Origin of the sequence: Aquabacterium olei (assembly GCF_003100395.1) — a bacterium.
GTDB classification, from domain to species: domain Bacteria; phylum Pseudomonadota; class Gammaproteobacteria; order Burkholderiales; family Burkholderiaceae_C; genus Aquabacterium; species Aquabacterium olei.
The window spans coordinates 3,328,049-3,352,069 of record NZ_CP029210.1; the positions used below are offsets into that span (position 1 = coordinate 3,328,049).

A 24,021-nucleotide genomic window follows, 5' to 3' on the forward strand; every position below is an offset into this window, starting at 1 on the left:
CCGTGCGCCCCTGCCGGCGTCCCGGGTGTTGGCCCCGCGCGGCAGCGTCGATCCTAAGATCGGCTGCACTGGAGGTGCCCCGATGGCCGCTGCGCGTTCGATTGCCTCGTTGACGCTGGGCTTCGGCCTCGTGTCCATCCCGATCCGGCTGTACTCGGCCACCGACTCGGGTGCGTCGGTGCGCTTCCACCTGCTCGCGCCCGATGGCTCGCGGCTGAAGCAGCAGTACGTGTCCGAGCAGACAGGCAAGGTCGTGCCGCGTGACCAGATGATGAAGGGCTACGAGGTCGAGAAGGACCAGTTCGTGCTGTTCCAGCCCGATGAACTGAAGCGCCTGGAAGAGACCGCCAGCCACGTGATCGACATCGTGGCCTTCATTCCGGAAGGTGCGGTCGACCCCCTTTACTACGACAAGGCCTACCTGCTGGCCCCGGACAAGCGCGGCGGCAAGCCCTATGCGCTGCTGGTGGCCGCCATGCGGGAGAGCGGCCAGTGCGCGCTGGCGCGCTGGGCCTGGCGGGCCCGCCAGCATGTGGTGCAGGTGCGGGCCACCGAGGACGGACTGGTGCTGCAGCAACTGCTGTATGCCGACGAGGTGCGGTCGCTGAAGGACCTGGCGATCGAGCCAGTGGAGGTCGCCCCGTCCGAGCTGAAACTCGCCTTGCAGCTGATCGACCAGATCTCGACCGACCGCTACGACCCGACGGCCTTCGAAGACGAGGAGCGCAAGCGGGTGCTGGCGGCCATCGACGAAAAGATTGCAGGACGACAGGTGGTGGCTTCGGCACGCGGCGAGGACGCCCCGCAGGGTGGTCAGGTGGTGGACCTGATGGCCGCGCTGCGGGCCAGCCTCGGCAAGCCGACCGCGGCCCCGAGGGAGGCCGCCCCGCCGGCACGCAAGGCCGCCGGCGCCGAGGCCGGCAACGTGACCCCGCTGGACGCCGGCGCCCGCAAGGCGCCGAAACGCGCAGCCCGGACGCCCGCCCCCGAGGCCGCGCCGGCACCGCGCAGCCGGGCTCGCAAGTAAGTGCCGGGCCGCGACACCACCTTCAGCCTCAGGCAGGCGCAGGACCTGGTCGGCGTGTCGCGCGCCGTGATCGACGCCCTGATCGATGCTGGCTTCGTGACGCCCGCTGCCATCCCGTCGCGGGGCCGGCGCCTGTCGTTCCAGGACCTGATGCTGCTGCGCACCGCCCACGCGCTGCGGCAGGCCCGTGTGCCGCCCCGGCGCATCGTGGGTGCCTTGCAGCGGCTGCGGGCTGCGCTGCCCGAGGCCCTGCCGGTGACGGGCCTGCGCATCTCGGCGGCCGGCGGCCAGGTGGTCGTGCGCGACGCGCAGGGCGACTGGGAGCCCGAGACCGGCCAGCAACTGCTGGCCTTCGAGGTGACGCCCACACCGTCCGGGCGCCTGGTGATCCTGCCCCGGCCGCAGCCGGACGACGACGTGGCCACCCTGTTCCAGCGGGCCGTGGCGCTGGAGACCGTGGACCCGCGCCGGGCGGAAGCAGCCTACCGGGCGGCTCTGGCGCGCGAGCGGGATCACCTGGACAGCCTGCTCAACCTGGGCGCCATGCTGTGCGAGCAGCGCCGCTGCGGTGATGCGGTGGCGCTGTACGACGCGGCGCTCGCGCGGCAGCCCGATGTGGCCTGGCTGCACTTCAACCGGGCGATTGCACTGGAAGACCAGGACGAGGTGGCACTGGCGGCGCAGGCTTATGCGCGCAGCCTGCAGCTGGACCCTGCCCTGGCCGACGCCCACTTCAACCTGGCACGGCTGCTGGAGCTGGCCAGCGACCACCAGGGCGCCATCCGGCACCTGAACGCCTACCGCCGGCTCACCACCCGCGAGGACGCACCGTGAAGCCCGCCGGCGACGCGCTGTCGCGCTACCGGGCCAAGCGCAACTTCGAGCGCACGGAGGAGCCGCCGGGCGATCCCGGGCGCTCCGGCAACCGCCTGGGCTTCGTCATCCAGAAGCACGCGGCCACCCGGCTGCACTACGACTTCCGGCTGGAGCTCGATGGCGTGCTGCTTTCCTGGGCCGTGCCCAAAGGGCCGAGCTATGACCCGACCGAGCGTCGCATGGCGATCGAAGTCGAAGCTCATCCACTGAGCTATGCCCGTTTTGAAGGGCGCATCCCACCGGGCCAGTACGGGGCGGGCACCGTCATCGTGTGGGACGAGGGCTGGTGGACGCCGGAGGGCGATCCGCAGCAGGCACTGAAGGCAGGGAAGCTCGTGTTCACCCTGCACGGCCAGAAGATGCAGGGCCGGTGGGAGCTGGTGCGCATCGCACGCGGCGGCGAGCGCCAGCCGCCCTGGCTGCTGTTCAAGAAGCGCGACGCGCATGCGCGACCCCATGCCGAGTTCGATGTGGTGTCTGCGTGGCCGGACAGCGTGCTCGCCCACCCCCTCTCCGAGGCCGATCGCCGCGCGGTGTTTCCCGCCGTGCACGCGCCTGCGCCTGCGCCTGCTTTGCCCGTGTCGCATGACGACGTGGAAAACCCCGGTGAGCCCCCCTCTCCAGGCAGCCTGCGGGGCGCGCGCAAGGCCGCCCTGCCCGCCACCCTGGCGCCCCAGTTGGCCACGCTCGCATCGGCGCTGCCGGCCGAAGGCGAATGGCGCTGCGAACTCAAACTCGACGGCTATCGCCTGCTCATCCGCATCGCCCGCGGGCGGGCCCGGCTGCTCACACGCAGCGGGCTCGACTGGTCTGATCGCATGCCGCATCTGGTGAAGGCCTTTGCCGCGCTGGGCCTGAACGCCGGATGGCTGGACGGCGAGATCGTCGTGCTCGGCCCGCAGGGCACGCCCGATTTCCATGCCCTGCAGAATGCGTTCGACGCCGGCCGGCGGACCGACGACATCGTTTGTTTTCTGTTCGATGTGCCCTACGCCGATGGCCACGACCTGCGGGCGGTGCCCCTGCAGGCAAGGCGGGCGTGGCTGCGGGGTCTGCTGGCCACCCACGCCACCCGGCACGACGACGGCCTGCTGCGTTTCAGTGCCGACTTCGACGCGCCTGTGCAGACGGTGCTGGGCACGGCCTGTGCGCTCGGCCTGGAAGGCGTGATGGCCAAACGCCAGGATGCACCCTATGTGTCGGCACGCACGGAGACGTGGCTGAAACTGAAGTGCCGACAGCGTCAGGAGTTCGTGGTGTGCGGCTACGCCCCGCGCAGTGACGATGCAGACCGCGTGGGCGCCCTGCTGCTGGGTGTGCACGACGCACAAGGGCGGCTGGTGCCGGCCGGCAACGTGGGCACGGGCTGGAGCGCCGAGCAGGCGCGCGCGCTGCGCCAGCGATTGGCCCCGCTGGAGATGCCCAGCCCGCCCTTCGACGGCCAGGCAGTGCCCGAAGCCGGCACGCAGATCGGCCGGCGCACCGGCCGCAAGCGCCCGCCCACCCGCAGCGAGACCGAGGCCCGGTGGCTGCGGCCTCAACAGGTGGCCGAAGTGGCGTTCAGCGCCTGGACGCCCGACCACCGCATCCGGCACGCCACTTTCATCGCCCTGCGCGACGACAAGCCGGCGCGGGCCATCGTGCGAGAGCAGCCGCGTCTCCCCGACACCCCACAGCCCATGTCGCGCCCGCTCAAGGTCACCCATGGCGAGCGGGTGCTCGACGCGACCTCGGGTGTCACCAAGCTCGATCTCGTTCGTTACTACGCCGCCGTGGCCAACCGCATGCTGCCGCACCTGCAAGGCCGTCCATGTGCGCTTTTACGCGCCCCGGAAGGCGTGGGCGGCGCGCTGTTCTTTCAACGACACGGCGGCCCCGGCCGCGCACCGGAGTTGACCGAGCTGGACCCGGCGTTGTGGCCCGGCCACGCGGCACTGCTGTCGGTGGACCACGCCGATGCCCTGGTGGCCGCCGCGCAGTGGAACGCCATCGAGTTCCACACCTGGAACGCGCCCGCCCGCCACATGGACCGCCCCGATCGCATGGTGTTCGACCTTGACCCCGGCGAAGGCACCATCTGGCCGCAGGTGCAGGAAGGCGCGTTGCTGGTGCGCACTCTGCTGGAGGAGCTGAGGCTGGCCTGCTGGCTCAAGACCAGTGGCGGCAAGGGCCTGCATGTGGTGGTGCCCATCGTGCCGCGCTGGCCGCACGAGGTGGTCAAGGCGCTGTCGAAGGCAATGGTGCAGCACCTGGCGCGCACGCTGCCGTCGCGCTTCGTGGCACGCAGCGGGCCGGCCAACCGTGTGGGCCGCATCTTTGTCGACTACCTGCGCAACGGCCATGCCGCGACCACCGTGGCGGCCTTCTCGGCGCGGGCGCGCCCCGGCCTCGGCGTGTCGATGCCCGTAGCATGGGACGACCTGGCGAGCCTGCGCAGCGGCGCACACTGGACGGTGCAGACCGCGCGTGAGCACCTGTCCTTCCAGTCGGTCGACCCGTGGGCCGATTACGCCCGCACGCCTCAGGCGCTCGATGACGCCATGGCTGCCATGGGGCTGCGCCCGGCGTCAGTGGCATCCTGAGCGTCCGCTGCCCCGACGATCAGCAGCGGCAGCAGGTGGTGCGGCTCGTTGAGCAGGTGCAAGCGCTGTGCGTCGTCCAGCGCCTGCGGGCCGTGTGCCTGTGCGGTCGCCACCCATTGCTGGCGTGCCGCACGGCGTGCACCTGCGGTGCGGGTGCGCACAGACTGGCTCATCAGCTGAGCCAGCAGCACGGGCTGGCGCAACAGATCCAGCCAGCGTGGTTGCGGCCACGGTGTGCGCGCCAGTGCCCACGCGCGCTTCAGCACCGCGGGGGTCCAGCGCTCTTCGGGCGTCAGCAGCCAGCCCCGTCGGCGCCAGCGCTCGCCCACGTCCGGCCGGCTTGTCCACACCGCCAGCGGCGCCGCCAGAATGAGCGGCACGGTCAGCGGCAGCACGATGGGCAGCGAAGCCGGCGCCCCGAACGCCAGCGCGAACACCACGCCACCGGCCGCCAGCGCACCGGGCCAGAACGCGCGCCACGCCAGCCGGTGCGGCACGGCCTGTGCATCGCGCGGCGGCGAGCGCCATTCGATGGACCAGCCAGTGAGTGCGGCCAGCACAAAGCCGGTGTGCGCCACCATGCGGATCGGGGCATAGAGCGCCGACAGCAGCATCTCCAGTGCCACACCCCGCGCCAGGCCCCAGGCCCCGCCCAGCCGCCGCGCCTCTTCGGAGCGCGCCACGGCCCAGGCCCCCATCATGCGCGGCAACACCAGCATCACCACCATCGTGATCCACAACAGGCGGGCGCACAGTGCGGCGCCGGGCTCGATGTCGGGCAGCGGAACGCCCAGGTTCAGCCACAGCCCGAGCAGCACGAAGCCCAGCCACAGCGGGGCCGACAGATAGGCCATGGCCCCGGTCAGCAGCATCGCGCGGTGCGCAGGATGCAGGCCGGGCTCGGCCACCAGCCGCAGGTTCTGCAGGTTGCCCTGACACCAGCGGCGATCCCGGCGGAGCTCCTCGACCAGATCGGGCGGCACCTGCTCGTAGCTGCCGCGCAGGTCGGACACCATCCACACATGGAAGCCGGCCCGGCGCATGAGGGCGGCCTCGACGAAGTCATGCGACAGGATGTCGCCGGAGAGCCCGCCGCGCCCCGGCAGCGGGGCGAGCGCACAGTGCTGCATGAAGGGCGCGACGCGGAGGATGGCGTTGTGGCCCCAGTAATGCGCGTCGCCCAGCTGCCAGTGCTGCATGCCGAGCGTGAAGAGCCGCCCTGTCACGCGGGATGCGAACTGATGTGCGCGCGCATGCAGTGTGTCCTGCCCGCAGGGCTGGGGCGCCGTCTGGATGATGCCGGCGTCGGGGTGGGCTTCCATCAGCCGCACCAGCGTGACCAGCGCCTCGCCGCTCATCACGCTGTCGGCATCCAGCACCACCATGTAGCGGTGGCGCCGGCCCCAGCGGCGGCAGAAGTCCGCCACGTTGCCCGCCTTGCGGCGCGTGCGGTGCTGACGCCAGCGATAGTGCAGCCGCGCCGCCAGCCCGGCATCGGTGCGCGCGACGGCGCTGCGCAATGCAGCAAACGCCGACAGTTCGGCCACCCGCACGTCGGGGTCACTGCTGTCGGACAGCACGTACACGTCGAACAGCGACGCCTCCGGCTGGGCCGCCAGCGACTCCACGATGGCTTGCAGCCCGCCGAACACGGCGCCGATCGCCTCGTGGCGGATGGGCATGACCAGGGCCGTGCGGGCATGGGGGTCGACCGCACGGGCCGGCAGACTGGCCACCCGCAAGGCATGCCGATCGCCATGCCGGAAGGCATGCAGGCCCATCACGGCGGTGGCAAAGCCGGCCATCACCCACGCAAACAGCAAGGCGAACATCAGCACGTACACCGTGCTGGCCAGCGGTGCGGCCTCGAAAGGCTGGGCCGGCAGGATCAGCATGGTGGCCAGGGCCGTGCCGAGCGCAACCGACTCCGCCAGCTTCCTGCGGCGTTCGCTGGCGGCCTGCTGCCACGGCAGCGCCGCCTGCCACGGGATGTCGGTGGAGGCGAACGGGGCGCGCCACGAGCCGACGACCGGCCAGCGCATGGCGCCATCGGCCCCGCCCGCACGCCAGGTCATCACCCCGCCGGTGCGGGCGTCCAGCCATTGCCGCAACTGGGGCCACACCCCGCGCCAGGGGTGAACGGGCATGCTGCTGCGCTGCAAGGGCGGCGCGGTGCCGCGCTGGGTGGGGGCGTCGTTCATGGCGTCGGAAGCTGCGTGGTCCATGTCTCGGTCAGGGCGTCGCCGCCCCGTCTCAGAAAAGCGCGCAGCTCGACCGGCTGCGTGGGATGGGTGCGGCGAACGCGCAGCGTCATGCGCCAGGCGCCGCCAGGTTCATTGCGGAACGCGTGTTGCTCGAGCAGCTCGCCGCCCGCCCCCACGCTGGCCACGGCCTCCACACGTGCCGAAGCCGGGAGGCCATCGAGCGCGGCGCCCGTGAAGTCCACCACGTACTGGGTCTCGCCCTCAGGCAGGGGCGCCCAGCCGCGGCCCAGGCGGGTCTGCCGCGCCCAACCGGCCGGCGGCAGGTGGGTCTTTTCCGCTTCCCAGTGCAGGCGATAGGCAAAGTCCACCGGCTGGCCCACCGCCGGCATCGCTTGCGGCACCCAGTAAGCGACGATGTTGTCGTGGGTTTCGTCCGGCGCAGGCAGCTGGACCAGCTCCACGCGCCCGGGGCCCCATTGACCCAGCGGCTCGACCCACACGCTGGGCCGGCGCTCGTAGCGGGCCTCGGGGTCTTCGTAGCTCGCAAACTGGCGATCCCGCTGCATCAGCCCGAAGCCATGCAGCCGCGTGGCCTGAAAGGCGTTGACCTGCACGCTGTTCGGACGGCGCAGGGGCCGCCACAGCCACTCGCCCGGTTGACCGTCCGGCGTGGCCAGCGCCACCTGCAGGCCGTCGGAATCGTGCACTTCGGGCCGGTAGTCCTCCGGGTGCGGCTGGTTCTCGCCCGACACGAACATGCTGGTGAGCGGCGCAATGCCGAGCGTGGCCACCGGTTGCCGCAGGAACAGACGCATGCGCACGTCCACCGTCGTCGTCACCCCGGGGCGGATGTCGAAGCGGTAGGCCCCGGTCACGCGCGGGGAATCGAGCAGGGCGTACGCCGTCAGCGCGGTGTCGCGCGGGCCAGGGCGCTGCACCCAGAAGCGCGTGAAGCGTGGGAACTCCTCCCCCCGTCCGCCGACGGTGTCCACCGCCAGCCCGCGCGCCGACAGGCCGTACTGCTGGCCCTTGCCCACCGCACGGAAGTAGCTTGCGCCCAGGAAGGCGATCACCTCGTCCTTGTAATCCGGGCGATTGACGGCGTAGTGCGCGCGCCAGCCGGCAAAGCCGATGTCGCCCCAGGCCTGCGGCTGCAGGCGGTTGCGCCCGAAGTCGAAAAGCTGTGATCGGTAAGGCACCGGCACGACCTGACGCGGCCCGATTTCTTCCACCGTGACCGGCGCCTGGTGGTAGCCGCCCAGGTGGAAGAACATCAGCTCGAACGGCAGGGCCTCGTTGCGCCAGCGTGCCTGGGCAGGCCGGAAACGGATGTCGCGGGTCTGGTCGTAGTTGAGGGCCTGCAACGTTGCAGGCAAGGCCTTGGCGGGTGACGCGGGCTCATGAGGCTTGCCGGCCAGCGCGCGAGCCAGGGCGGACACGTCGTCGAACCCGAACACGGGAGGGGTCGACTGCGCATGGGCGTTCGGGGCCAGCGCGGCGAACGACAACAACATGGCGCCCCATGGGGGCCTGAAGGACAGGGAGGTTTTGGGTTCTGACATCGCTTGTTGAAACAGGGCGGCGGACCGCACACGCGGTCGGCTTGGCAACGGGCGTGCCTGGCTCAAGGCCAGTCCGCCGGGTTTCTTTACGACGACAGAGACGAAAGGAAGATTCCGCGATGCTGCGAAGGGATGCAGCGCTTACATCTGCAGAGGGCCGTGAACCAGGTGGACACGGACAGAAAAAAAGCCCTTGGCGTTTCCGCAAAGGGCTTCATTCGATGGTTCCGGTTGGCGCGCCCGGCTGGGATCGAACCAGCAACCCCTGCCTTCGGAGGGCAGTACTCTATCCATTGAGCTACGGGCGCAGCGCAAATGCATTCTAGCAGCTGACTGTGCCCGGCTTCCGGTCGGGCATGCGCACAAACTATAATCACGCGTTACTGTCCGTCGTGCCCGGGGCCCTTCCGCCGGTGCGCGGCTCCTGCCCCACCAACCCTGCGCCATCGCTGCACCCCATGAGCCAGAACCAAGAAAACGGCCACGAAGGCCCGATCCAGTCGCCCCAGCAACTCATCGTCGCCGTGGCAGCGGCCTTCATCGTGCCGGTGGCGATCATCGCCCTGCTGGTGAACTATGTGGCGGCCGGCAACAAGGGAGCCGCAGGCAGCAACGCGCTGACCGCCCAGGCCACCTCCGAGCGCATCATGCCGGTGGGCACCGTCGAGATCAAACTGGCTTCGGCCAACGCCGGCCCGCGTTCCGGTGAAGAGGTTTACAAGGCGCAGTGCGCCAGCTGTCACGGTGCCGGCGCCCTGGGCGCACCCAAGTTCGCCGATGCCGGCGCCTGGGGCGGCCGCGTCGGCAAGGGTTACGACACCCTGCTGGGCCACGCGCTCAAGGGCTTCAACGCCATGCCGGCCCAAGGCGGCGGCGATTTCAGCGACTACGAAGTGGGTCGCGCCCTGGTCTACATGGTCAACGGCAGCGGCGGCAAGATGGCCGAACCCGCCGCCCCGGCTGGCGCCGCCGCATCGGCACCCTGATGGACGTCCGGGCGTGTCGCGCCCGGCCCACACACGAACCGGCCCACGTGGCCGGTTTTTTTGTGCCCGATCAAGAAACGCGCGTGGTGGCCTGTGGGTGCAGCCGGTAACCGTAACGGGCAGGCAGGGCCTCGAAGCGCACTTCTTCCACTTCAGGCCAGCGGCCCGCCTCCAGGGCGTCGGCCGCCACGCCCATGTCGGGTGAGCGCACGATGCCCAGGCCCAGATCGGTCGCCAGGTACAGATGCCCGTGCTCGTCGGTGAGCACGGCCTGCACGGCGCCCACCTCGGCGCCGGTGTGTGCGGTCACCACGAAGCGGCCATCCTCCACCCGCTGCACGCCCAGCACCCATGGCGCGGCTTCCAGCGTCACGTACACGCGTTGCGGGCCATTCTGAAAGAACCACGCCCCGTCCGCGTCGTGCTCGTAGTTGCGGTGGATGAACTCCTTGAGCTTGTCGTGCGTGATGCGGCTGCCCTTGACCTGCGGGAAGGGGCCTGCCGCCTGGATGCGGTCGTCGCGCATGTACCAGTCGCCGCGCGCATCCAGGGCCAGCCAGTCATAGCAATCGGGCACATTGGGCCACTTCTTCAACGCGGCCTTGACGATGTCGTCCATGGGGATCTCCTCAGAGGTGGGCCAGGAGCCAGCGGCCGACGGCCTGCGGCAGGTCGGCCACGTGGCCAGGAAAGCGCCCCGACGGAAAGCCGACGTGGCCGCCTTCATGCGGCTGCCACAGCGTCACGGCGGGGCCGACCTCTCCCTGGGTGGGCAAGCAGGATGCCGGCACGAACGGATCATTGCGGGCGTTGAGCACCAACGCGGGCACATCGCGCATGGCGCGCAGGCCAGGCTTGGCCGAGCAGCGCGCCCAGTAGTCTTCCGTGCTGGCAAAACCGTGCAGCGGTGCCGTGAAGATGTGGTCGAAATCGTAGATGTCGCGCGCCTGACGCATGGCCTCGGCATCGAACAGGCCCGGAAAGAGCTTGAGCCGCTCCATGGCCTTGGGACGCATGGTGTTGAGGAACATCCGCGTGTAGACGAGCCGGTTGAAGCCGCGGCCGATGGCATGCCCGCAGGCCGCCAGGTCCACCGGGGACGAGATGGCCACGACCGCACGCACCAGCCGCGCTGCATCGGGGCCATGCTCCTGGGCCCAGCGCAGCAGCACATTGCCGCCCAGCGACACGCCCACAGCCAGCACCGGCCCGGCATGGCCGGCGCACAGGCGCCGCAAGATCCAGTTCACCTCGTCGTGGTCACCCGAGTGGTACGCCCGCGGCCGCCGGTTGACCTCGCCGGAGCAGCCACGAAAGTGCGGCACGGCGTAATCCCAGCCCTGCGCATGGGCCCAGTGGGCAAAGGCGCGCGCATAGTGGCTTTGCGACGAGCCCTCCAGACCGTGGAACAGCACCAGCAGCGGCCGCTCGGTCTGGCCCGCACGCGGCTGGGCCGGGTGAAAGTCGACATCGACGAAGTCGCCATCCGGCGCATCCCAGCGTTCCCGGTGGTAGCGCACGGGCAGCCGGCTGCCTTCGTGGTGGGTGGCGCTGTAGAGGGCCGGCCAGATGGTCTGCACGTTGCCGGCCACCGGGCCGTGGCCGGCCAGCCAGCGGGGGGCGCGGTACTGCAGCATGGCGGGTGTCAGTGCAGCACGCCGCGCGGCTCGACGATGTCGGGCAGCGCCTGGGGCAGGCCCGGGCTGGCGTGGTGGGCCACCATGCGCCAGCCCAGTTCGGTGCGCACATACACGTTGGTGGCCATGACATAGGCCGTCTGCAGCCCTTCGGGGGTTTCGGCGCGCACGACCTCGGTCACATGGTGCACGGCCATGTGCGCCTGCTCGAGCCGGCGCACGTGGTGCACCGTGATGTCGATCGGCCCCTGCACCAGCACGGCCTCGAAGGCCGCACGCACGGCCACGGGCCCCACGACGCGCGGGCCGCCCGGGTGCACGCAGGCAATCTCGTCGTCGTCCGCCCAGACCGTCATCAGGCGTTCGAGGTCGCCCTGCTGCAGCGCCTCGTAAAAAGTCGCCTCGGTGTCGTCGGCCGTGGCCATCAGGGCGGCCTGGGTGGCCTTCTGCGCGCGGGGGTCGTTCATGCGTTCACTTGAAGACGACGGTCTTGTGGCCGTTCATCAGCACGCGGTGCTCGGTGTGCCACTTCACGGCACGCGCCAGCACCACACACTCGACGTCGCGGCCGACGGCGGTGAAATCCTCGGGGCTCAGGGTGTGGTCCACCCGTTCCACATCCTGCTCGATGATGGGGCCCTCGTCCAGATCGGCCGTCACGTAATGGGCCGTCGCGCCGATCAGCTTCACACCACGGTCGTGTGCCTGGTAGTAGGGCTTGGCGCCCTTGAAGCTCGGCAGGAAGCTGTGGTGGATGTTGATGGCACGGCCCTGCAGGAAGTGGCAGAACTCGGGGCTGAGGATTTGCATGTAGCGCGCGAGCACCACCAGGTCGATGCCCTCCTGCTCGACCAGCGCCTCCACCTGTCGCTCCTGGGCGCGCTTGACCTCGGCGGACGCACCCGTGGGCAGCGGCAGGTGGTGGAAGGGAATGCCGTAGCTGGCAGCCAGCTCTGCGTAGTCCGGGTGGTTGGAGACGATGGCCGGGATGTCGATGTTGAGCCAGCCCGAGCGCCAGCGGAACAGCAGGTCGTTGAGGCAATGACCGTGCTTGCTGACCATGACCAGCAGCCGCGGCCGGCGCCCCAGCGCGTGGATGCGGGCCGACATGCCGAACTGCTGACGCACATTGGCGAAGAAACGGTCGAGCGTGGCGGTGTCGGACAGGTGGTCCGGTGCAGCAAAGTGCACGCGCATGAAGAACAGCCCGGTGCTGTCCTCACTCTGCACGTCGCCGAACTGCTGCGAGTCGATGATGTTGCAACCGGCCTGGTACAGCAGCCCGGACACGGCGTGGACGATGCCCTTGGTGTCCTTGCAGGACAGGGTGAGAACGAATTCGTGCGGCGTCTTCATGGCGAAGGATTGTAGAAGCCCGTCGATGACACCGGTTTGTAACTCCTTCCTAGAATGCTCGGATCATCCCGCAGACCGAGGTGTCATGCCGTCTTCCGACCCGTCCGCCCGCCAGCAGAGGCTGGCCACCCTGCTGTCGCGCGTCGCGCTCGGGGACCGCGTGGCTTTCGACACGCTTTACCGCGAGACCAGCGCGCATCTGCTCGGCGCCATCCTGCGTATCCAGACTGACCGGGCCCAGGCGGAAGACGTGCTCCAGGAGGTGTATGTCAACGTGTGGCGCGCGGCGCAGAGCTTCAACCCGGCGCTGAGCCAGCCCACCACGTGGCTGGGCAGCATCGCGCGCAACCGCGCGATCGACAGCCTGCGCCGACGCCAGACCGAGCCGCAGACCGTGAGCCGCTACCAGCCCGGGCCGGACGAGGAAGACACCGACATGCTGAACCATCTGCCTTCGGACGAACCCGGGCCGCTCGACCTGCTGGCGCAGGCCAGCGAGGCCCGCGCGCTGAAGGACTGCCTGCAGACCCTGAGCGGCGACCAGCAACATGCGCTGGCCCTGGCCTATTACGAGGGGTTGACCCATGCCGAGGTGGCCGAGCAGCTGGCGCAGCCACTGGGCACCGTGAAGAGCTGGGTGCGCCGAGGCCTGCAGGGCCTGAAGAACTGCCTGGAGCGGGCCTCGCTGGCCCTGAGTTGAGATGGACTACAGCCGAGAACAACGGGCCGAGCGGCTGGCCGCCGAGTATGTGCTGGGCACGCTGCAGGGTGGCGCACGCCGCCGCTTCGAAGTCCTGCTTCCGGCGCACCCGCGCCTGCGCCAGGCCCGTCTGGACTGGGAGCGCCGCCTGATCCAGCTCGACGAGGCCATGCCGCCCGTCACGCCTTCGCCGCGGGTGTGGGCCGGCATCGAACAGCGGCTGTTCGGTGACGAGGCCAGGGTCGGCACGCCGGCCCGCGCGCTGGTGCGCTGGTGGCAGCGCCTGGTGCTGTGGCAAGGTGCTGCGGGCGTGGCCACGGCCGCCGCGCTGACCCTGGCCGTGCTGCTCAGCCTGCCTCAACCGGCGCAGCCGCCCATCGTCGTGGTGATGGCCGCCCAGCCGGCGGCCGCCGCGCCAGGCGTGCAGCCGGCCTCCTTCGTGGCCAGCGTGAGCGGCGACGGCCGCAGCCTGGTACTCAAGCCGCTGAGCGAGGGTCAGCAGGTGGCGCTGAACAAGGCGCTCGAGTTGTGGGCGGTTCCGGCACAAGGCACCCCGCGCTCACTGGGCCTGGTCTCATCGCGACAGGCCACCACGGTGCTGCGCGCGCACCTGCTGAAGGACACGGCGGCCTTTGCCGTGAGCGTGGAGCCACCGGGTGGCTCGCCGACGGGGGCGCCCACCGGGCCCATCGTGTCGGTGGGCCATTTGCAGCTCTAAGAAGGCCCACCCGGATCCCGTTGCATGCGCCCGCGCGAATCCGGGTGCATCCAGACGGTCGGGGCACGTGCTCAAGTCTGCGCCGCCGGCAACAAAAAAGCCCGAACCGTTGCCGGTTCGGGCTTTGCTTCGTGGTGGGCCGGTTCGTCAACCGCCCCACCCGATCGGGACCGCAGCTCAGTGGCCGTGGCCGATGTGCTCGCCGTCCTTGACCTTGTAGACCGTGCCGCAATAGGGGCAGCGGCCTTCGCCGGTCTTGGCCACGTCGATGAAGACGCGGGGATGGTTGCTCCACAGCGCCATCTTCGGGTTCGGGCAGAAGACCACGCCCGGGCCTTGCACGTCGGCCGCCGTCACTTCGACAACGGCGTTCGGGGTTTGCGGGTTCGCGCTCATGACGTCAGCTCCTGTCTCGGCCTCAGGCCACCTTGGTCAGCCATTCGGCGTACTTCGGATTGCGGCCGTTGACGATGTCGAAGAAGGCCGCCTGGATCTTCTCGGTGATCGGGCCGCGGTAGCCACGGCCGATCTCGATGCGGTCGAGTTCGCGGATCGGGGTCACTTCGGCGGCGGTGCCGGTGAAGAAGGCCTCGTCGGCGATGTAGACCTCGTCGCGGGTGATGCGCTTTTCCTTGATCTCCAGACCCAGGTCGCGCGCGATCGCGAAGATCGTGTTGCGGGTGATGCCGTTGAGCGCACCGGCCGACAGGTCGGGGGTGTAGATCACGCCGTTCTTGATGATGAACAGGTTCTCACCGGCGCCTTCGGACACGAAACCGGCGCTGTCGAGCAGCATGGCTTCGTCGTAGCCGTCGTCCGTGGCTTCCATGTTGGCCAGGATCGAGTTGGTGTAGTTGCTCACGGCCTTGGCCTGCGTCATCGTGATGTTGACGTGGTGACGCGTGTAGCTCGAAGTCTTGACGCGGATACCGCGCTTCAGCCCCTCTTCGCCCAGGTAGGCACCCCAGGTCCAGGCGGCGACCATCAGGTGCACCTTGGCACCCTTGGGGCTCACGCCCAGCTTCTCGGAGCCCAGCCACACCAGCGGACGGATGTAGCCGCTTTCCAGGTTGTTGGCCTTGACCACGTCGATCTGGGCCTGCATGACCTCTTCGATCGTGAAGGGCATGGGCATGCGCAGGATCTTGGCGCTGTTGAACAGGCGCTCCGTGTGCTCGCGCAGGCGGAAGATGGCCGGGCCGTTGACGGTGTTGTAGGCGCGTACGCCTTCGAAGGCGCCGCAACCATAGTGCAGCGTGTGGGTCAGGACGTGGACCTTGGCATCGCGCCATTCCACCATCTGACCATCCATCCAGATCTTGCCGTCGCGGTCGTCCATCGACATGAGAATGTCCTTTCGGGAATGTCCCGGCGATCCGCACCCGACGCGAACCAGACCGGACCACCAGGCGCCCCGGCCGGTGGAGCCTTCGATTGTAGCGTCGCGACCGCCTCAGGCGGCGTGCAGATCGGGCAGCGCCAGCCGCCGCGTGTGCCGCGCGATCATGCGTTCCTCGTCCGTGGGGACCACCCAGACGGTGACCGGGCTGCCCGGCACGCTGATGCGCGCCGACTGGCCATCGGGCATGCCACTGGCGCCCGCGTTCGCAGCCTCGTCGAGCCGCACACCCAACCACGCCAGCCCCTGGCACACGGCCTCGCGCACCGGCGCGGCGTGCTCGCCGATGCCGGCGGTGAACACGATGGCATCCAGCCCGCCCAGCGCCGCGGCCAGCGAGCCGATCTCGCGCTGGATGCGGTAGGTGTAGAGGGCCACCGCCTCGCGGGCCTCCGGGCGGTCGCTGGCCAGCAGCGTGCGCATGTCGGCCGAGATGCCCGACACACCCAGCAGCCCCGATTCGCTGTAGAGCAGGTGCTCGATCTGGCGCGGCCCCATGTCACGCTCGTCCATCAGCCAGAGCAGCACGCCGGCATCCAGGCTGCCGCTGCGGGTGCCCATCATCAGCCCCTCGAGCGCCGTGAAGCCCATGCTGGAGGCCACGCTCTGGCCGCCATGCAGCGCGCAGGCACTGGCGCCATTGCCCAGGTGCAGCACGATGGTGCGGCCCTGCGCCGCCCACGCATCGATGCCGGGCAGCTGGCTGGCGATGTACTCGTAGGACAGCCCGTGGAAGCCATAGCGCCGCACACCCGCGTCATGCAGCGCGCGCGGCAGGGCAAAGCGCTGGGCCACCGGCGGGTTGGTGGTGTGGAACGCGGTGTCGAAGCAGCCGACCTGCGGCAGCGTGGGCGCCACGCGGGACAGTGCCTCGACCGGTGCCAGGTTGTGTGGCTGGTGCAGCGGCGCCAGCGGCGTCAGCGCCGCCAGTTCGGTCAGCACGGCAGCATCAAGCCGAACCGGCGCCGTGAAGCGCGCGCCCCCATGCACGATGCGGTGTCCGGCCGCGCACAGGGCATGGCCTTGCAGGTGGACGGGCATCCGCTCCAGCAGCTGCGTCAGCGCCTGTTCGTGCTCGCGGTCGGCGTCGTGCGGCACGGCGGCGTCGCCCCAGCGCTGCTCCTCCAGCACCGCACCATCGGGCGCCTTCAGCACCAGGTGGGGCCGGCTGCCCAGGCCCTCGATCTGGCCGTGCAACAGGGGCCGCAGCGCGCGGGCCTCGAACACCGAGAACTTCAGACTGGACGAGCCGGCGTTGAAGACGGCGATGGCATCGGACATCGTTTGCGCTCCGGGGGGATCTGATGGGTGAGGGGAAATCAGGCGGCAGGCGCCTTGCCACTGACGCTGCGGGCGCGCGCCTGCGCCTGCGCCAGCAACTGCATCACCGCGGCCGAGGCCAGGCGCGTGCGCACGGAATCGGCCCGGCTGGTCAGCACGATCGGCACGCGCGCGCCCAGCACGATGCCGGCGCTGTCCGCGCCCGCCAGGTACTGCAGCTGCTTGGCCACCATGTTGCCAGCCTCGAGGTTGGGCACGACGAGGATGTCGGCCTGCCCCGCCACCGGCGAGACGATGCCCTTGGTGCGCGCCGCTTCCACACTCACGGCGTTGTCGAAGGCCAGCGGGCCGTCCACCAGCCCGCCGGTGATCTGACCGCGGTCGGCCATCTTGCACAGCATGGCGGCATCCACCGTGGCGGGCATGGCGGGGTTGACGGTCTCGACCGCCGCCAGGATCGCGACCTTGGGCGTCGGCACACCGAGGACCTGGGCCAGGTCGATCGCGCTCTGCACGATGTGGACCTTTTCCTGGATGGTGGGCGCGATGTTGATGGCCGCATCCGTCACCAGCAGCATGCGCGGGTAGGCGGGCACGTCGAGCACGAAGACGTGGCTGATGCGGCGCTCGGTGCGCAGGCCGGCCACCACGGCGCCCATGAGCTCGTCGGTGTGCAGACTGCCCTTCATCAGCGATTGCACCTCGCCGTCGCGGGCCAGCGTCACCGCCGTGTCCGCTGCGGCGTGGCTGTGGGCCACATCGATGAGGCGGTAGGGCGTGATGTCGAGGTTCTCGGCCTGGGCCACGGCCTCGATGCGCGCACGCGGGCCGACCAGCACGGGCTCGATCAGGCCCAGCCGGGCCGATTCGATCGCGCCGCCCAGCGAGCCGGCATCACAGGGGTGCACCACGGCGCAGCGGGCCGGCGGCAGACCCGCGCAGGCGTGGATCAGTCGGGCAAAGACGTCGTTGCGGCGCAGGATGACCGAGGGCGTGTCGCGCTGGTCGACCGTGATGGCCTCGGCCGGGGCGCGCACGGTCATATGCCCCTCGAGCACCGTGTCGTTGCCCCGGCGCACCGCGCAGGCGATCACCAGTTCGTCGGGCGGGCGTTTGTCCACCACGGAGAGTTGCGCCTCCAGTTCGTCGCCCACCTCGACGTGCCCGCTGAAGCGCAGATCATGCGAGACGATGACGGTGCCCGGCCCCGGCAGGCGGCGCTTGAGCAACGCGTGCACCAGGGCCTCGGCGCTGACGCCCTCGCACACAGGCGCAGTGGGATTGGCCTCGTCACGCTGGGGGCCGAAGGCGTTGACCTCGCCGGACACCAGCGCGAGCAGCGACACCTCGTCGCGCGTGACGGTGTGCCGCTGGGTCAGGCTGGCGCCCATGGCGATCTGATCGAAAGTCTGGCTGGTGAAGGCATTCATGCCGCAAGCATAGCCACCCCCGATGACGGGCGCACGTCAGTCGGCTTGCGCCGGGTCAGTGCCCCTGCGGGCAGGGGGGCCTCATCACGTGCAGGTGGAGGCACCCGGTGTCACTGCCATGCGAGCCGACAGCCAGTCGACAAACACCCGCACCCGCAGGGGCAGATGGCGCTGGGCCGGATACAGCACCGACAGCGGCAGGCTGGGCGGGCGGAACCGCGGCAGCAGCTCGACCAGCGTGCCGGCCTCGAGCTGCCGCTGCACGTGGTAGTACGGCACCTGGATCAGCCCGAACCCCGCTTCGCCGGCGGCCACATAGGCGTCACCGTTGCGCACCGCCACGGTCGAAGCCAGGGTGAGCGACGCCAGCCGCCCCTCGACCTGGAACTCGAGCGGCAGGGCCTTGCCTGAACTGGCCGACACATAGGCCACCATGCGGTGTGCCGCCAGCTCATCGGGTGAGCCAGGTCGACCATGCCGTGCGACATAGCCGGCGCTGGCACACGTCAGCTGCGGTAGGTCGGTCAGCCGCCGCCCCACCAGCGACGAGTCCTGCAGGGTGCCGATGCGCAGGGCGCAGTCCACGCCCTCCTTCACCAGGTCGACGCGGCGGTCCTGCACGCTCACATCGACCGTGATGCGGGGATGCCGCTCGCAGAACTCGGGCAGCATCGGGGCCAGCACGTGCCGCCACAAGGTGCCCGACAGGTCGATGCGCAGCTTTCCCTGAGGCTTGAGCGCCGACTCGGTGAAGGCGTGCTCCGCACGTTCGAGGTCGGCCAGGATGGCCGTGCAGCGCTGGTGATACGCCACGCCCTCTTCGGTGGCGGCCACATGCCGGGTCGTGCGGGCCAGCAGGCGCACGCCCAGGCGCGCTTCGAGTTGCTTGATGGTCTGCGTGGCCGTCGCGCGGGGGATGTCGAGCTCGGCGGCGGCCTTCGTGAAGCTGCCCAGGTTCACGATGCGCACGAACAGCTGCATTGCCTGAAATCGGTCCATGCCTTTTTTGGATTGTTTGCGTCAGGTAAACAGTGTGCTCACCACCGGCGGCTTGATCAAGCCGGCCCGACCCGGAGAATCGCGCGATCACCTGTGACGTGCACCCATGCTCCGCAAAGACTGGTCCTTCTCCGCCCTCGCTGCGGGCTTTCTCGCCGTGCTGGTGTCCTACGCCGGCCCGTTGCTCATCCTCTTTCAGGCGGCACAGGTCGGCATGGTGCCGCCCGACATCGTCGCCTCGTGGGTCTGGGCCATCTCGATCGGCGCCGCGGTCTCGGGCATCGCGTTGAGCTGGTGGTTCAAGGCGCCGGTCATCACGGCGTGGTCGGCGCCCGGCACGGCGTTGCTGGTCACGCTGTTTCCCGCCATGCCGCTCGACGAGGTGGTGGGCGCCTACCTGATTGCCGCCGTGCTGACCGGGCTGATCGGCATCACCGGCATGTTCGACCGCCTGATGCGCCTGATCCCCAAGGGGGTGGCCTACGGGATGATGGCCGGCATCCTCTTCCAGTTCGGGCTGCGCGCCTTCAAGTCCATGGAGGCGCTGCCCCTGCTGACGGCCGCCATGGTGATCGGCTACCTCGTGTTCAAGCGGCACTGGCCGCGCTATCACATGGTGCTGGTGCTGGCGCTGGGCCTGGCACTCACGGTGCTGCAGCCCCACGCGCCCTGGCCGACGCTCGATCTGCGGCCCACGCTGCCGGTGTTCACCACGCCCGCCTGGTCGTGGTCGGCCACTTTCAGTCTGGCGATTCCGCTCGTGCTGGTGAGTCTGTCCGGCCAGTTCATGCCCGGCATGGCCATCCTGCACGCGGCGGGTTACCGGCTCGATGCCCGGCCCATCATTGCAGCCACCAGCGCCGTGTCGGTCTTCACCGCGTTCTTCGGCGGCATCACCACCGTGCTGGCTGCCATCACGGCCGCGCTGTGCACCGGGCGCGATGCGCACGAAGATCCGCGGCGCCGCTACGTGGCCGGCCTGGCCAACGGCCTGTTCTACCTGATCGGCGGCACCTTCGGCGGCCTCATCGTCTGGCTGTTTGCGGTGCTGCCGGGGCCCTTCGTTGCGGTGCTGGCGGGGTTGGCCCTCACCGGCGCCATCACCAGCAACGTGCTGGGCGCCGTCACCGACGAACCCCACCGGGAAGCGGCCATCCTCACCTTTCTGGCCACCGCATCCGGTGTGAGCTTTCTGGGCCTGGGCTCGGCGTTCTGGGGCGTGGTGCTGGGTTCGCTCGCCTGCTGGGTGAACCACCGGCGCACCCAGCCCAAACCGGCCTGACGCCGCAGCAGCCCGACGCTCAGATCAAGGCAGCCGGGTCGCCCTCGATGCCGAGGCGTGCCTGGAGGGCCAGCTCTTCCGCACGGCGCCGCTCTTCGGCTTGCGCCCGGTAGATGTCATCGATCAGCCTGCGCAGCAGCAGGATGTCATCGGACTGGTCATGCAGGCGGGTGTTCATGATGATGGGCGAGACCATGCCCGGCTCGGAAAACGGCCGGTAGATCACCTCGTCCGGCCGGAGTCGCTGCACGCCGGTCGGCACCACGCACAGCCCCATGCCGGAGGCGACCAGGCCCAGCGCAGTCTGGATTTCCTGAACTTCGTGCACCGCCACCGGCTCGACACCTCGGTCGCGAAACATGGACAAAACGTGGTCCGCGAAGCTGGGGCGCGGCTTCCTAGGGTAAACGAGATTGGGAAAACGAGCTGCCTGTGCAAGACTGACAGGTTCGCCGATTTTGGCCAGCTCATGCCCGCAAGGTATCGCAAGCACGAGCTGTTCCTCACGCAGCACCTCGCGCTTGATGGCCGGATCCTCCAGCCGGATCCGCCCGTAGCCCACATCGATCCGCCCCGCCTTCAGGGCATCGATCTGGTCCACCGTCGACATTTCGACCAGCGACACCTCGGTACCCGGCCGCTCGGCCCGGAAGAGCCGCACCAGCCGCGGCAAGGCCCCGTAAATCGTCGACGAAACAAAGCCGATCACCAGGCGTTTGTCTGCGTGCGCCACGCGCCGCGTGGTCTGGATCGCCTCGCGCGCCTGCTCCAGCATCCGGGTCGCGTGCGTGTAGAAGAACCGGCCGGCCTCGGTGAGCTTCAGCGGCCTGGAGCCCCGCTCGAACAGCGGCAAGCCCAACTCGTCCTCCAGATCCTGAATCTGCCGGCTCAGCGGCGGCTGGGAGATGTGCAGTTTTTCGGCCGCGCGCGTGAAGTTCTGCTCATCCGCGACAGCGACAAAGTACCGAAGATGGCGCAATTCCATTCCATACCTTTCGGATATGGAACGAGTCTAAAACCATCTTGGACACCCGACAAGGTCTCTTCCTAAGATCGCGCCACTTGCAGTCGGTTTCACATCGGAAATCCGGACTGAATCCTCACCCCCCGCCGTCCTTCAGGAGACCATCATGGACAAGAAGACCATCGACGCCCTCATCGAACGCATCAGCACCACCGGCGTCACCGGCCCCGGCAACGCCCGCGTCAAGACCATCGTGACGCGCATGATCCGTGACCTGATGATCCAGATCGACGAACTGGACATCCAGCCCGAGGAGTTCTGGGCGGGCCTGAACTTCCTGAGCGAGGCCGGCCGCAACGGCGAACTGGGTCTGATCGCCCCGGGCATCGGCATCGAGCACTTCCTGGACCTGCGCATGGACGAGGCCGAAGCCAAGGCCGGTCTGGTCGGCGGCACCCCCCGCACCATCGAAGGCCCGCTGTACGTGGCCGGCGCCCCGGTGGCCCAGGGCTTTGCCCGCCTGGATGACGGCGCCACCCCTGGCGAGACCGTGATCATGCAGGGCGTGGTGCGCACCGCCGACGGCAAGCCCGTGGCCGGTGCCAAGGTCGAGGTCTGGCACGCCAACCACCTGGGCAACTACTCGTACTTCGACAAGACGCAGAGCGACTTCAACCTGCGCCGCACCATCATCACCGATGCCGAAGGCCGCTACACCTTCCGCAGCATCCTGCCGGTCGGCTACAGCTGCCCCCCCGGTGGCTCGACCGACCGCCTGCTGCAGGCCCTGGGCCGCCATGGCCATCGCCCGGCCCACATCCACTTCTTCGTGACCGCGCCGGGCTGCCGCAAGCTGACCACGCAGATCAACATCGAGAACGACCCGCACCTGTGGGACGACTTCGCCTTCGGCACGCGTGAAGGCCTGGTGCCTGCCGTCAAGAAGGTGGACGACGCCGCTGCGGCCGCCAAGTACGACCTGACCGGCCCCTTCCTGCAGATCGACTTCGACTTCACGGTGCACGCCGAAGCCGCCGCCGTGCCGGCCACCGACTTCGCCCGTCCCCGCGCTGCCGCCTGATCCCTTCGACCGGAGCCCACCATGAGCAACCCCACCCCGCTGGACGCGGTTCGCGAGCGCCTCGACGGCATGCTGGTCGAGGACAAGGACCAGCACGTCTACAAACTGCACCGCAGCGCGTTCACCGACCAGGAACTGTTCGACCTCGAGATGAAACACATCTTCGAGGGCAACTGGATCTACCTGGCCCACGAAAGCCAGATCCCGAACCCGAACGACTACCTCACGACCTACATCGGCCGCCAGCCGATCATGATCACGCGCAACAAGGCCGGTGAGCTCAACGCCATCATCAACGCCTGTTCGCACCGTGGCGCCACCCTGGCCCGCCTGAAGAAGGGCAACAAGGCCAACTTCACCTGCACCTTCCACGGCTGGACGTTCAACAACAGCGGCAAGCTGCTGAAGGTCAAGGACGGCACCGACGCCGGCTATCCGGAGTCCTTCAACAAGGACTGCAGCCACGATCTGAAGAAGGTGGCGCGTTTCGAGAGCTACCGCGGTTTCCTGTTCGGCAGCCTGAACCCGGACGTGGCCCCGCTGACCGAGTTCCTCGGCGAGTCGACCAAGATCATCGACATGATCGTGGACCAGTCGCCGGAAGGCCTGGAAGTGCTGCGCGGCTCGTCGACCTACACGTTCGATGCCAACTGGAAGATCCAGGCCGAGAACGGCGCCGACGGCTACCACGTCACCTCGGTGCACTGGAACTACGCGGCCACCACCAACCACCGCAAGCAGTCCGAAGCCGGCGACACCATCAAGGCGATGGACGCAGGCAGCTGGGCCAAGAACGGTGGCGGCTTCTACTCGTTCGAGAACGGCCACATGCTGCTGTGGACGAAGTGGGCCAACCCCGAAGACCGCCCCAACTTCAAGGTGCGTGACGAGCTGGTGCAGCGCTGCGGCGAAGCCCGTGCCGACTGGATGATCAACCACTCGCGCAACCTGTGTCTGTATCCCAACGTCTATCTGATGGACCAGTTCAGCTCGCAGATCCGCGTGCTGCGCCCCATCTCGGTCGACAAGACGGAAGTCACCATCTACTGCATCGCGCCCAAGGGTGAAGCCCCCGAGGCCCGCGCCCGCCGCATCCGCCAGTACGAAGACTTCTTCAACGCCACCGGCATGGCCACGCCGGACGACCTGGAAGAGTTCCGCGCGTGCCAGCAGGGCTACGCCGGCATCGCGCTGGAGTGGAACGACATGTGCCGCGGCGCCACGCACTGGGTTCACGGCCCCGATGCAGCAGCCCAGCAGATCGACCTCAAGCCGCTGCTCAGCGGCGTGAAGACCGAAGACGAAGGCCTCTACACCGAGCAGCACCGCTACTGGATGGAGACCATGCAGCGTGCCATCGCGGCGGAAGCCGAACAAGCCAAGAAAGCGTGAGGCCCACCATGAGCATGACCATCGAACAAGTCCAGGCCTTTCTGTACCGCGAAGCCCGTCTGCTGGACGACAAGCAGTGGGACGAGTGGCTCACCTGCTACCACCCCCAGGCCGAGTTCTGGATGCCCTCGTGGGACGACGACGGCGAGCTGACGCGTGACCCGCAGTCCGAGATCTCGCTGATCTACTACGCGAACCGCGGCGGCCTGGAAGACCGTGTCTTCCGCATCAAGACCGAGCGCTCGGCGGCCAGCACGCCCGAGCCCCGCACCGGCCACAACCTCCACAACGTGGAGATCGTGTCCCAGCAGGGCGAGCAACTCGAGGTGCGCTTCAACTGGCACACCCTGAGCTACCGCTACCACACCACGGACAGCTACTTCGGCACCTCGCACTACACGATCGACCTGACCAGCGGCCAGCCGCTGATCAAGCGCAAGGTGGTCGTGCTGAAGAACGACTACATCCGCCACGTCGTCGACGTCTACCACATCTGAGTCTGCTGCCCCTGCCGTGCACCGCGCGCCAGGGGCCTCACTCATCAC

General features: G+C 69.1%; 22 protein-coding genes and 1 tRNA gene. 10 read left to right on the forward strand and 13 right to left on the reverse strand.

The genetic code is table 11. The features are described from left to right. Positions 1-82: 82 nt before the first annotated feature. Genes ku through ligD form a run of 3 tightly spaced genes read left to right on the forward strand, consistent with a single transcriptional unit; the run spans position 83 to position 4,485 of the window. Entirely contained in the window at positions 83-1,027 is a 945-nt protein-coding gene (gene ku / locus DEH84_RS14955; RefSeq protein WP_109037570.1) for a non-homologous end joining protein Ku, read from the forward strand. Continuing rightward, positions 1,028-1,861, forward strand: a complete 834-nt coding sequence (locus DEH84_RS14960) for a tetratricopeptide repeat protein (protein ID WP_109037571.1) — start codon at positions 1,028-1,030, stop codon at positions 1,859-1,861. Continuing rightward, positions 1,858-4,485: a DNA ligase D gene (ligD, locus tag DEH84_RS14965; protein ID WP_109037572.1), complete on the forward strand. Its 2,628-nt coding sequence runs from the start codon at positions 1,858-1,860 to the stop codon at positions 4,483-4,485. Before DEH84_RS14960 ends, ligD begins: the two co-directional genes overlap by 4 nt. On the opposite strand, the gene mdoH is transcribed toward ligD, so the two are convergent. The 3 genes from mdoH to DEH84_RS14980 form a co-directional block, all read right to left on the reverse strand. Then, positions 4,425-6,710 (reverse strand): glucans biosynthesis glucosyltransferase MdoH, encoded by a 2,286-nt coding sequence (gene mdoH, locus DEH84_RS14970; RefSeq protein ID WP_218929732.1) that lies wholly within the window; start codon positions 6,708-6,710, stop codon positions 4,425-4,427. The two genes, ligD and mdoH, sit on opposite strands and share 61 nt — an antisense overlap. After that, complete coding sequence (locus DEH84_RS14975; protein WP_109037573.1) at positions 6,683-8,203, reverse strand: glucan biosynthesis protein G; 1,521 nt, start codon at positions 8,201-8,203, stop codon at positions 6,683-6,685. Before DEH84_RS14975 ends, mdoH begins: the two co-directional genes overlap by 28 nt. A 280-nt stretch (positions 8,204-8,483) precedes the next feature. Continuing rightward, positions 8,484-8,559, reverse strand: a tRNA-Arg gene (locus DEH84_RS14980). A 150-nt stretch (positions 8,560-8,709) separates the two neighbouring features. Between DEH84_RS14980 and DEH84_RS14985 the strand changes: the two genes are divergently transcribed. Next, positions 8,710-9,237: a c-type cytochrome gene (locus DEH84_RS14985; RefSeq protein ID WP_109037574.1), complete on the forward strand. Its 528-nt coding sequence runs from the start codon at positions 8,710-8,712 to the stop codon at positions 9,235-9,237. Positions 9,238-9,307: 70 nt separating this feature from the next. Here the strand turns inward: DEH84_RS14985 and DEH84_RS14990 are convergent, their stop codons facing one another. From DEH84_RS14990 to purU, 4 genes are read right to left on the reverse strand one after another with little or no spacing between them, the layout of a single operon-like run. Further along, entirely contained in the window at positions 9,308-9,856 is a 549-nt protein-coding gene (locus DEH84_RS14990) for a DUF2946 family protein (RefSeq protein ID WP_109037575.1), read from the reverse strand. 10 nt (positions 9,857-9,866) lie between these two features. Continuing rightward, on the reverse strand, positions 9,867-10,874 hold the full coding sequence (locus DEH84_RS14995; RefSeq protein WP_179950593.1) for a YheT family hydrolase: 1,008 nt from the start codon (positions 10,872-10,874) through the stop codon (positions 9,867-9,869). Positions 10,875-10,882: 8 nt separating this feature from the next. Beyond that, a complete protein-coding gene (locus DEH84_RS15000) occupies positions 10,883-11,341 on the reverse strand; it encodes a YybH family protein (RefSeq protein WP_245932609.1) in 459 nt (152 codons plus the stop codon). Between the two features lie 4 nt (positions 11,342-11,345). Further along, positions 11,346-12,230: a formyltetrahydrofolate deformylase gene (purU, locus tag DEH84_RS15005; RefSeq protein ID WP_109037576.1), complete on the reverse strand. Its 885-nt coding sequence runs from the start codon at positions 12,228-12,230 to the stop codon at positions 11,346-11,348. A gap of 85 nt (positions 12,231-12,315) precedes the next feature. Here purU and DEH84_RS15010 point away from each other — a divergent pair, with 85 nt between their 5' ends. Together DEH84_RS15010 and DEH84_RS15015 are read left to right on the forward strand one after the other, a co-directional pair. Continuing rightward, positions 12,316-12,930: a sigma-70 family RNA polymerase sigma factor gene (locus DEH84_RS15010; protein WP_109037577.1), complete on the forward strand. Its 615-nt coding sequence runs from the start codon at positions 12,316-12,318 to the stop codon at positions 12,928-12,930. Between the two features lies 1 nt (position 12,931). Then, positions 12,932-13,648, forward strand: a complete 717-nt coding sequence (locus DEH84_RS15015; RefSeq protein WP_109037578.1) for an anti-sigma factor — start codon at positions 12,932-12,934, stop codon at positions 13,646-13,648. A 177-nt stretch (positions 13,649-13,825) separates the two neighbouring features. Here DEH84_RS15015 and DEH84_RS15020 read toward each other — a convergent pair whose 3' ends face one another. From DEH84_RS15020 to DEH84_RS15040, 5 genes are all read right to left on the reverse strand, one after another. Continuing rightward, positions 13,826-14,044 (reverse strand): zinc-finger domain-containing protein, encoded by a 219-nt coding sequence (locus DEH84_RS15020; RefSeq protein ID WP_109037579.1) that lies wholly within the window; start codon positions 14,042-14,044, stop codon positions 13,826-13,828. Between the two features lie 22 nt (positions 14,045-14,066). Continuing rightward, the gene (locus DEH84_RS15025; RefSeq protein WP_109037580.1) at positions 14,067-14,993 is read right to left on the reverse strand and encodes a branched-chain amino acid transaminase; all 927 of its coding nucleotides are present in this window, start codon (positions 14,991-14,993) and stop codon (positions 14,067-14,069) included. A gap of 108 nt (positions 14,994-15,101) precedes the next feature. Then, entirely contained in the window at positions 15,102-16,328 is a 1,227-nt protein-coding gene (locus DEH84_RS15030) for an acetate/propionate family kinase (RefSeq protein WP_109037581.1), read from the reverse strand. A 38-nt stretch (positions 16,329-16,366) separates the two neighbouring features. After that, a complete protein-coding gene (locus DEH84_RS15035; RefSeq protein ID WP_109037582.1) occupies positions 16,367-17,758 on the reverse strand; it encodes a bifunctional enoyl-CoA hydratase/phosphate acetyltransferase in 1,392 nt (463 codons plus the stop codon). A gap of 84 nt (positions 17,759-17,842) precedes the next feature. Further along, on the reverse strand, positions 17,843-18,757 hold the full coding sequence (locus tag DEH84_RS15040; RefSeq protein WP_109037583.1) for a LysR family transcriptional regulator: 915 nt from the start codon (positions 18,755-18,757) through the stop codon (positions 17,843-17,845). Between the two features lie 106 nt (positions 18,758-18,863). On the opposite strand from DEH84_RS15040, the gene DEH84_RS15045 reads away from it, so the two are divergent. After that, complete coding sequence (locus tag DEH84_RS15045) at positions 18,864-20,039, forward strand: benzoate/H(+) symporter BenE family transporter (protein WP_109037584.1); 1,176 nt, start codon at positions 18,864-18,866, stop codon at positions 20,037-20,039. Positions 20,040-20,058: 19 nt separating this feature from the next. Here the strand turns inward: DEH84_RS15045 and DEH84_RS15050 are convergent, their stop codons facing one another. Then, positions 20,059-21,024: a LysR family transcriptional regulator gene (locus DEH84_RS15050; RefSeq protein WP_109037585.1), complete on the reverse strand. Its 966-nt coding sequence runs from the start codon at positions 21,022-21,024 to the stop codon at positions 20,059-20,061. Positions 21,025-21,169: 145 nt separating this feature from the next. On the opposite strand from DEH84_RS15050, the gene catA reads away from it, so the two are divergent. Genes catA through benB form a run of 3 tightly spaced genes read left to right on the forward strand, consistent with a single transcriptional unit; the run spans position 21,170 to position 23,973 of the window. Then, positions 21,170-22,084 (forward strand): catechol 1,2-dioxygenase, encoded by a 915-nt coding sequence (gene catA / locus DEH84_RS15055; protein ID WP_109037586.1) that lies wholly within the window; start codon positions 21,170-21,172, stop codon positions 22,082-22,084. Positions 22,085-22,105: 21 nt separating this feature from the next. Further along, the gene (benA, locus tag DEH84_RS15060) at positions 22,106-23,476 is read left to right on the forward strand and encodes a benzoate 1,2-dioxygenase large subunit (protein WP_109037587.1); all 1,371 of its coding nucleotides are present in this window, start codon (positions 22,106-22,108) and stop codon (positions 23,474-23,476) included. An 8-nt stretch (positions 23,477-23,484) separates the two neighbouring features. Next, positions 23,485-23,973: a benzoate 1,2-dioxygenase small subunit gene (gene benB / locus DEH84_RS15065; protein WP_109037588.1), complete on the forward strand. Its 489-nt coding sequence runs from the start codon at positions 23,485-23,487 to the stop codon at positions 23,971-23,973. Positions 23,974-24,021 lie beyond the last annotated feature (48 nt).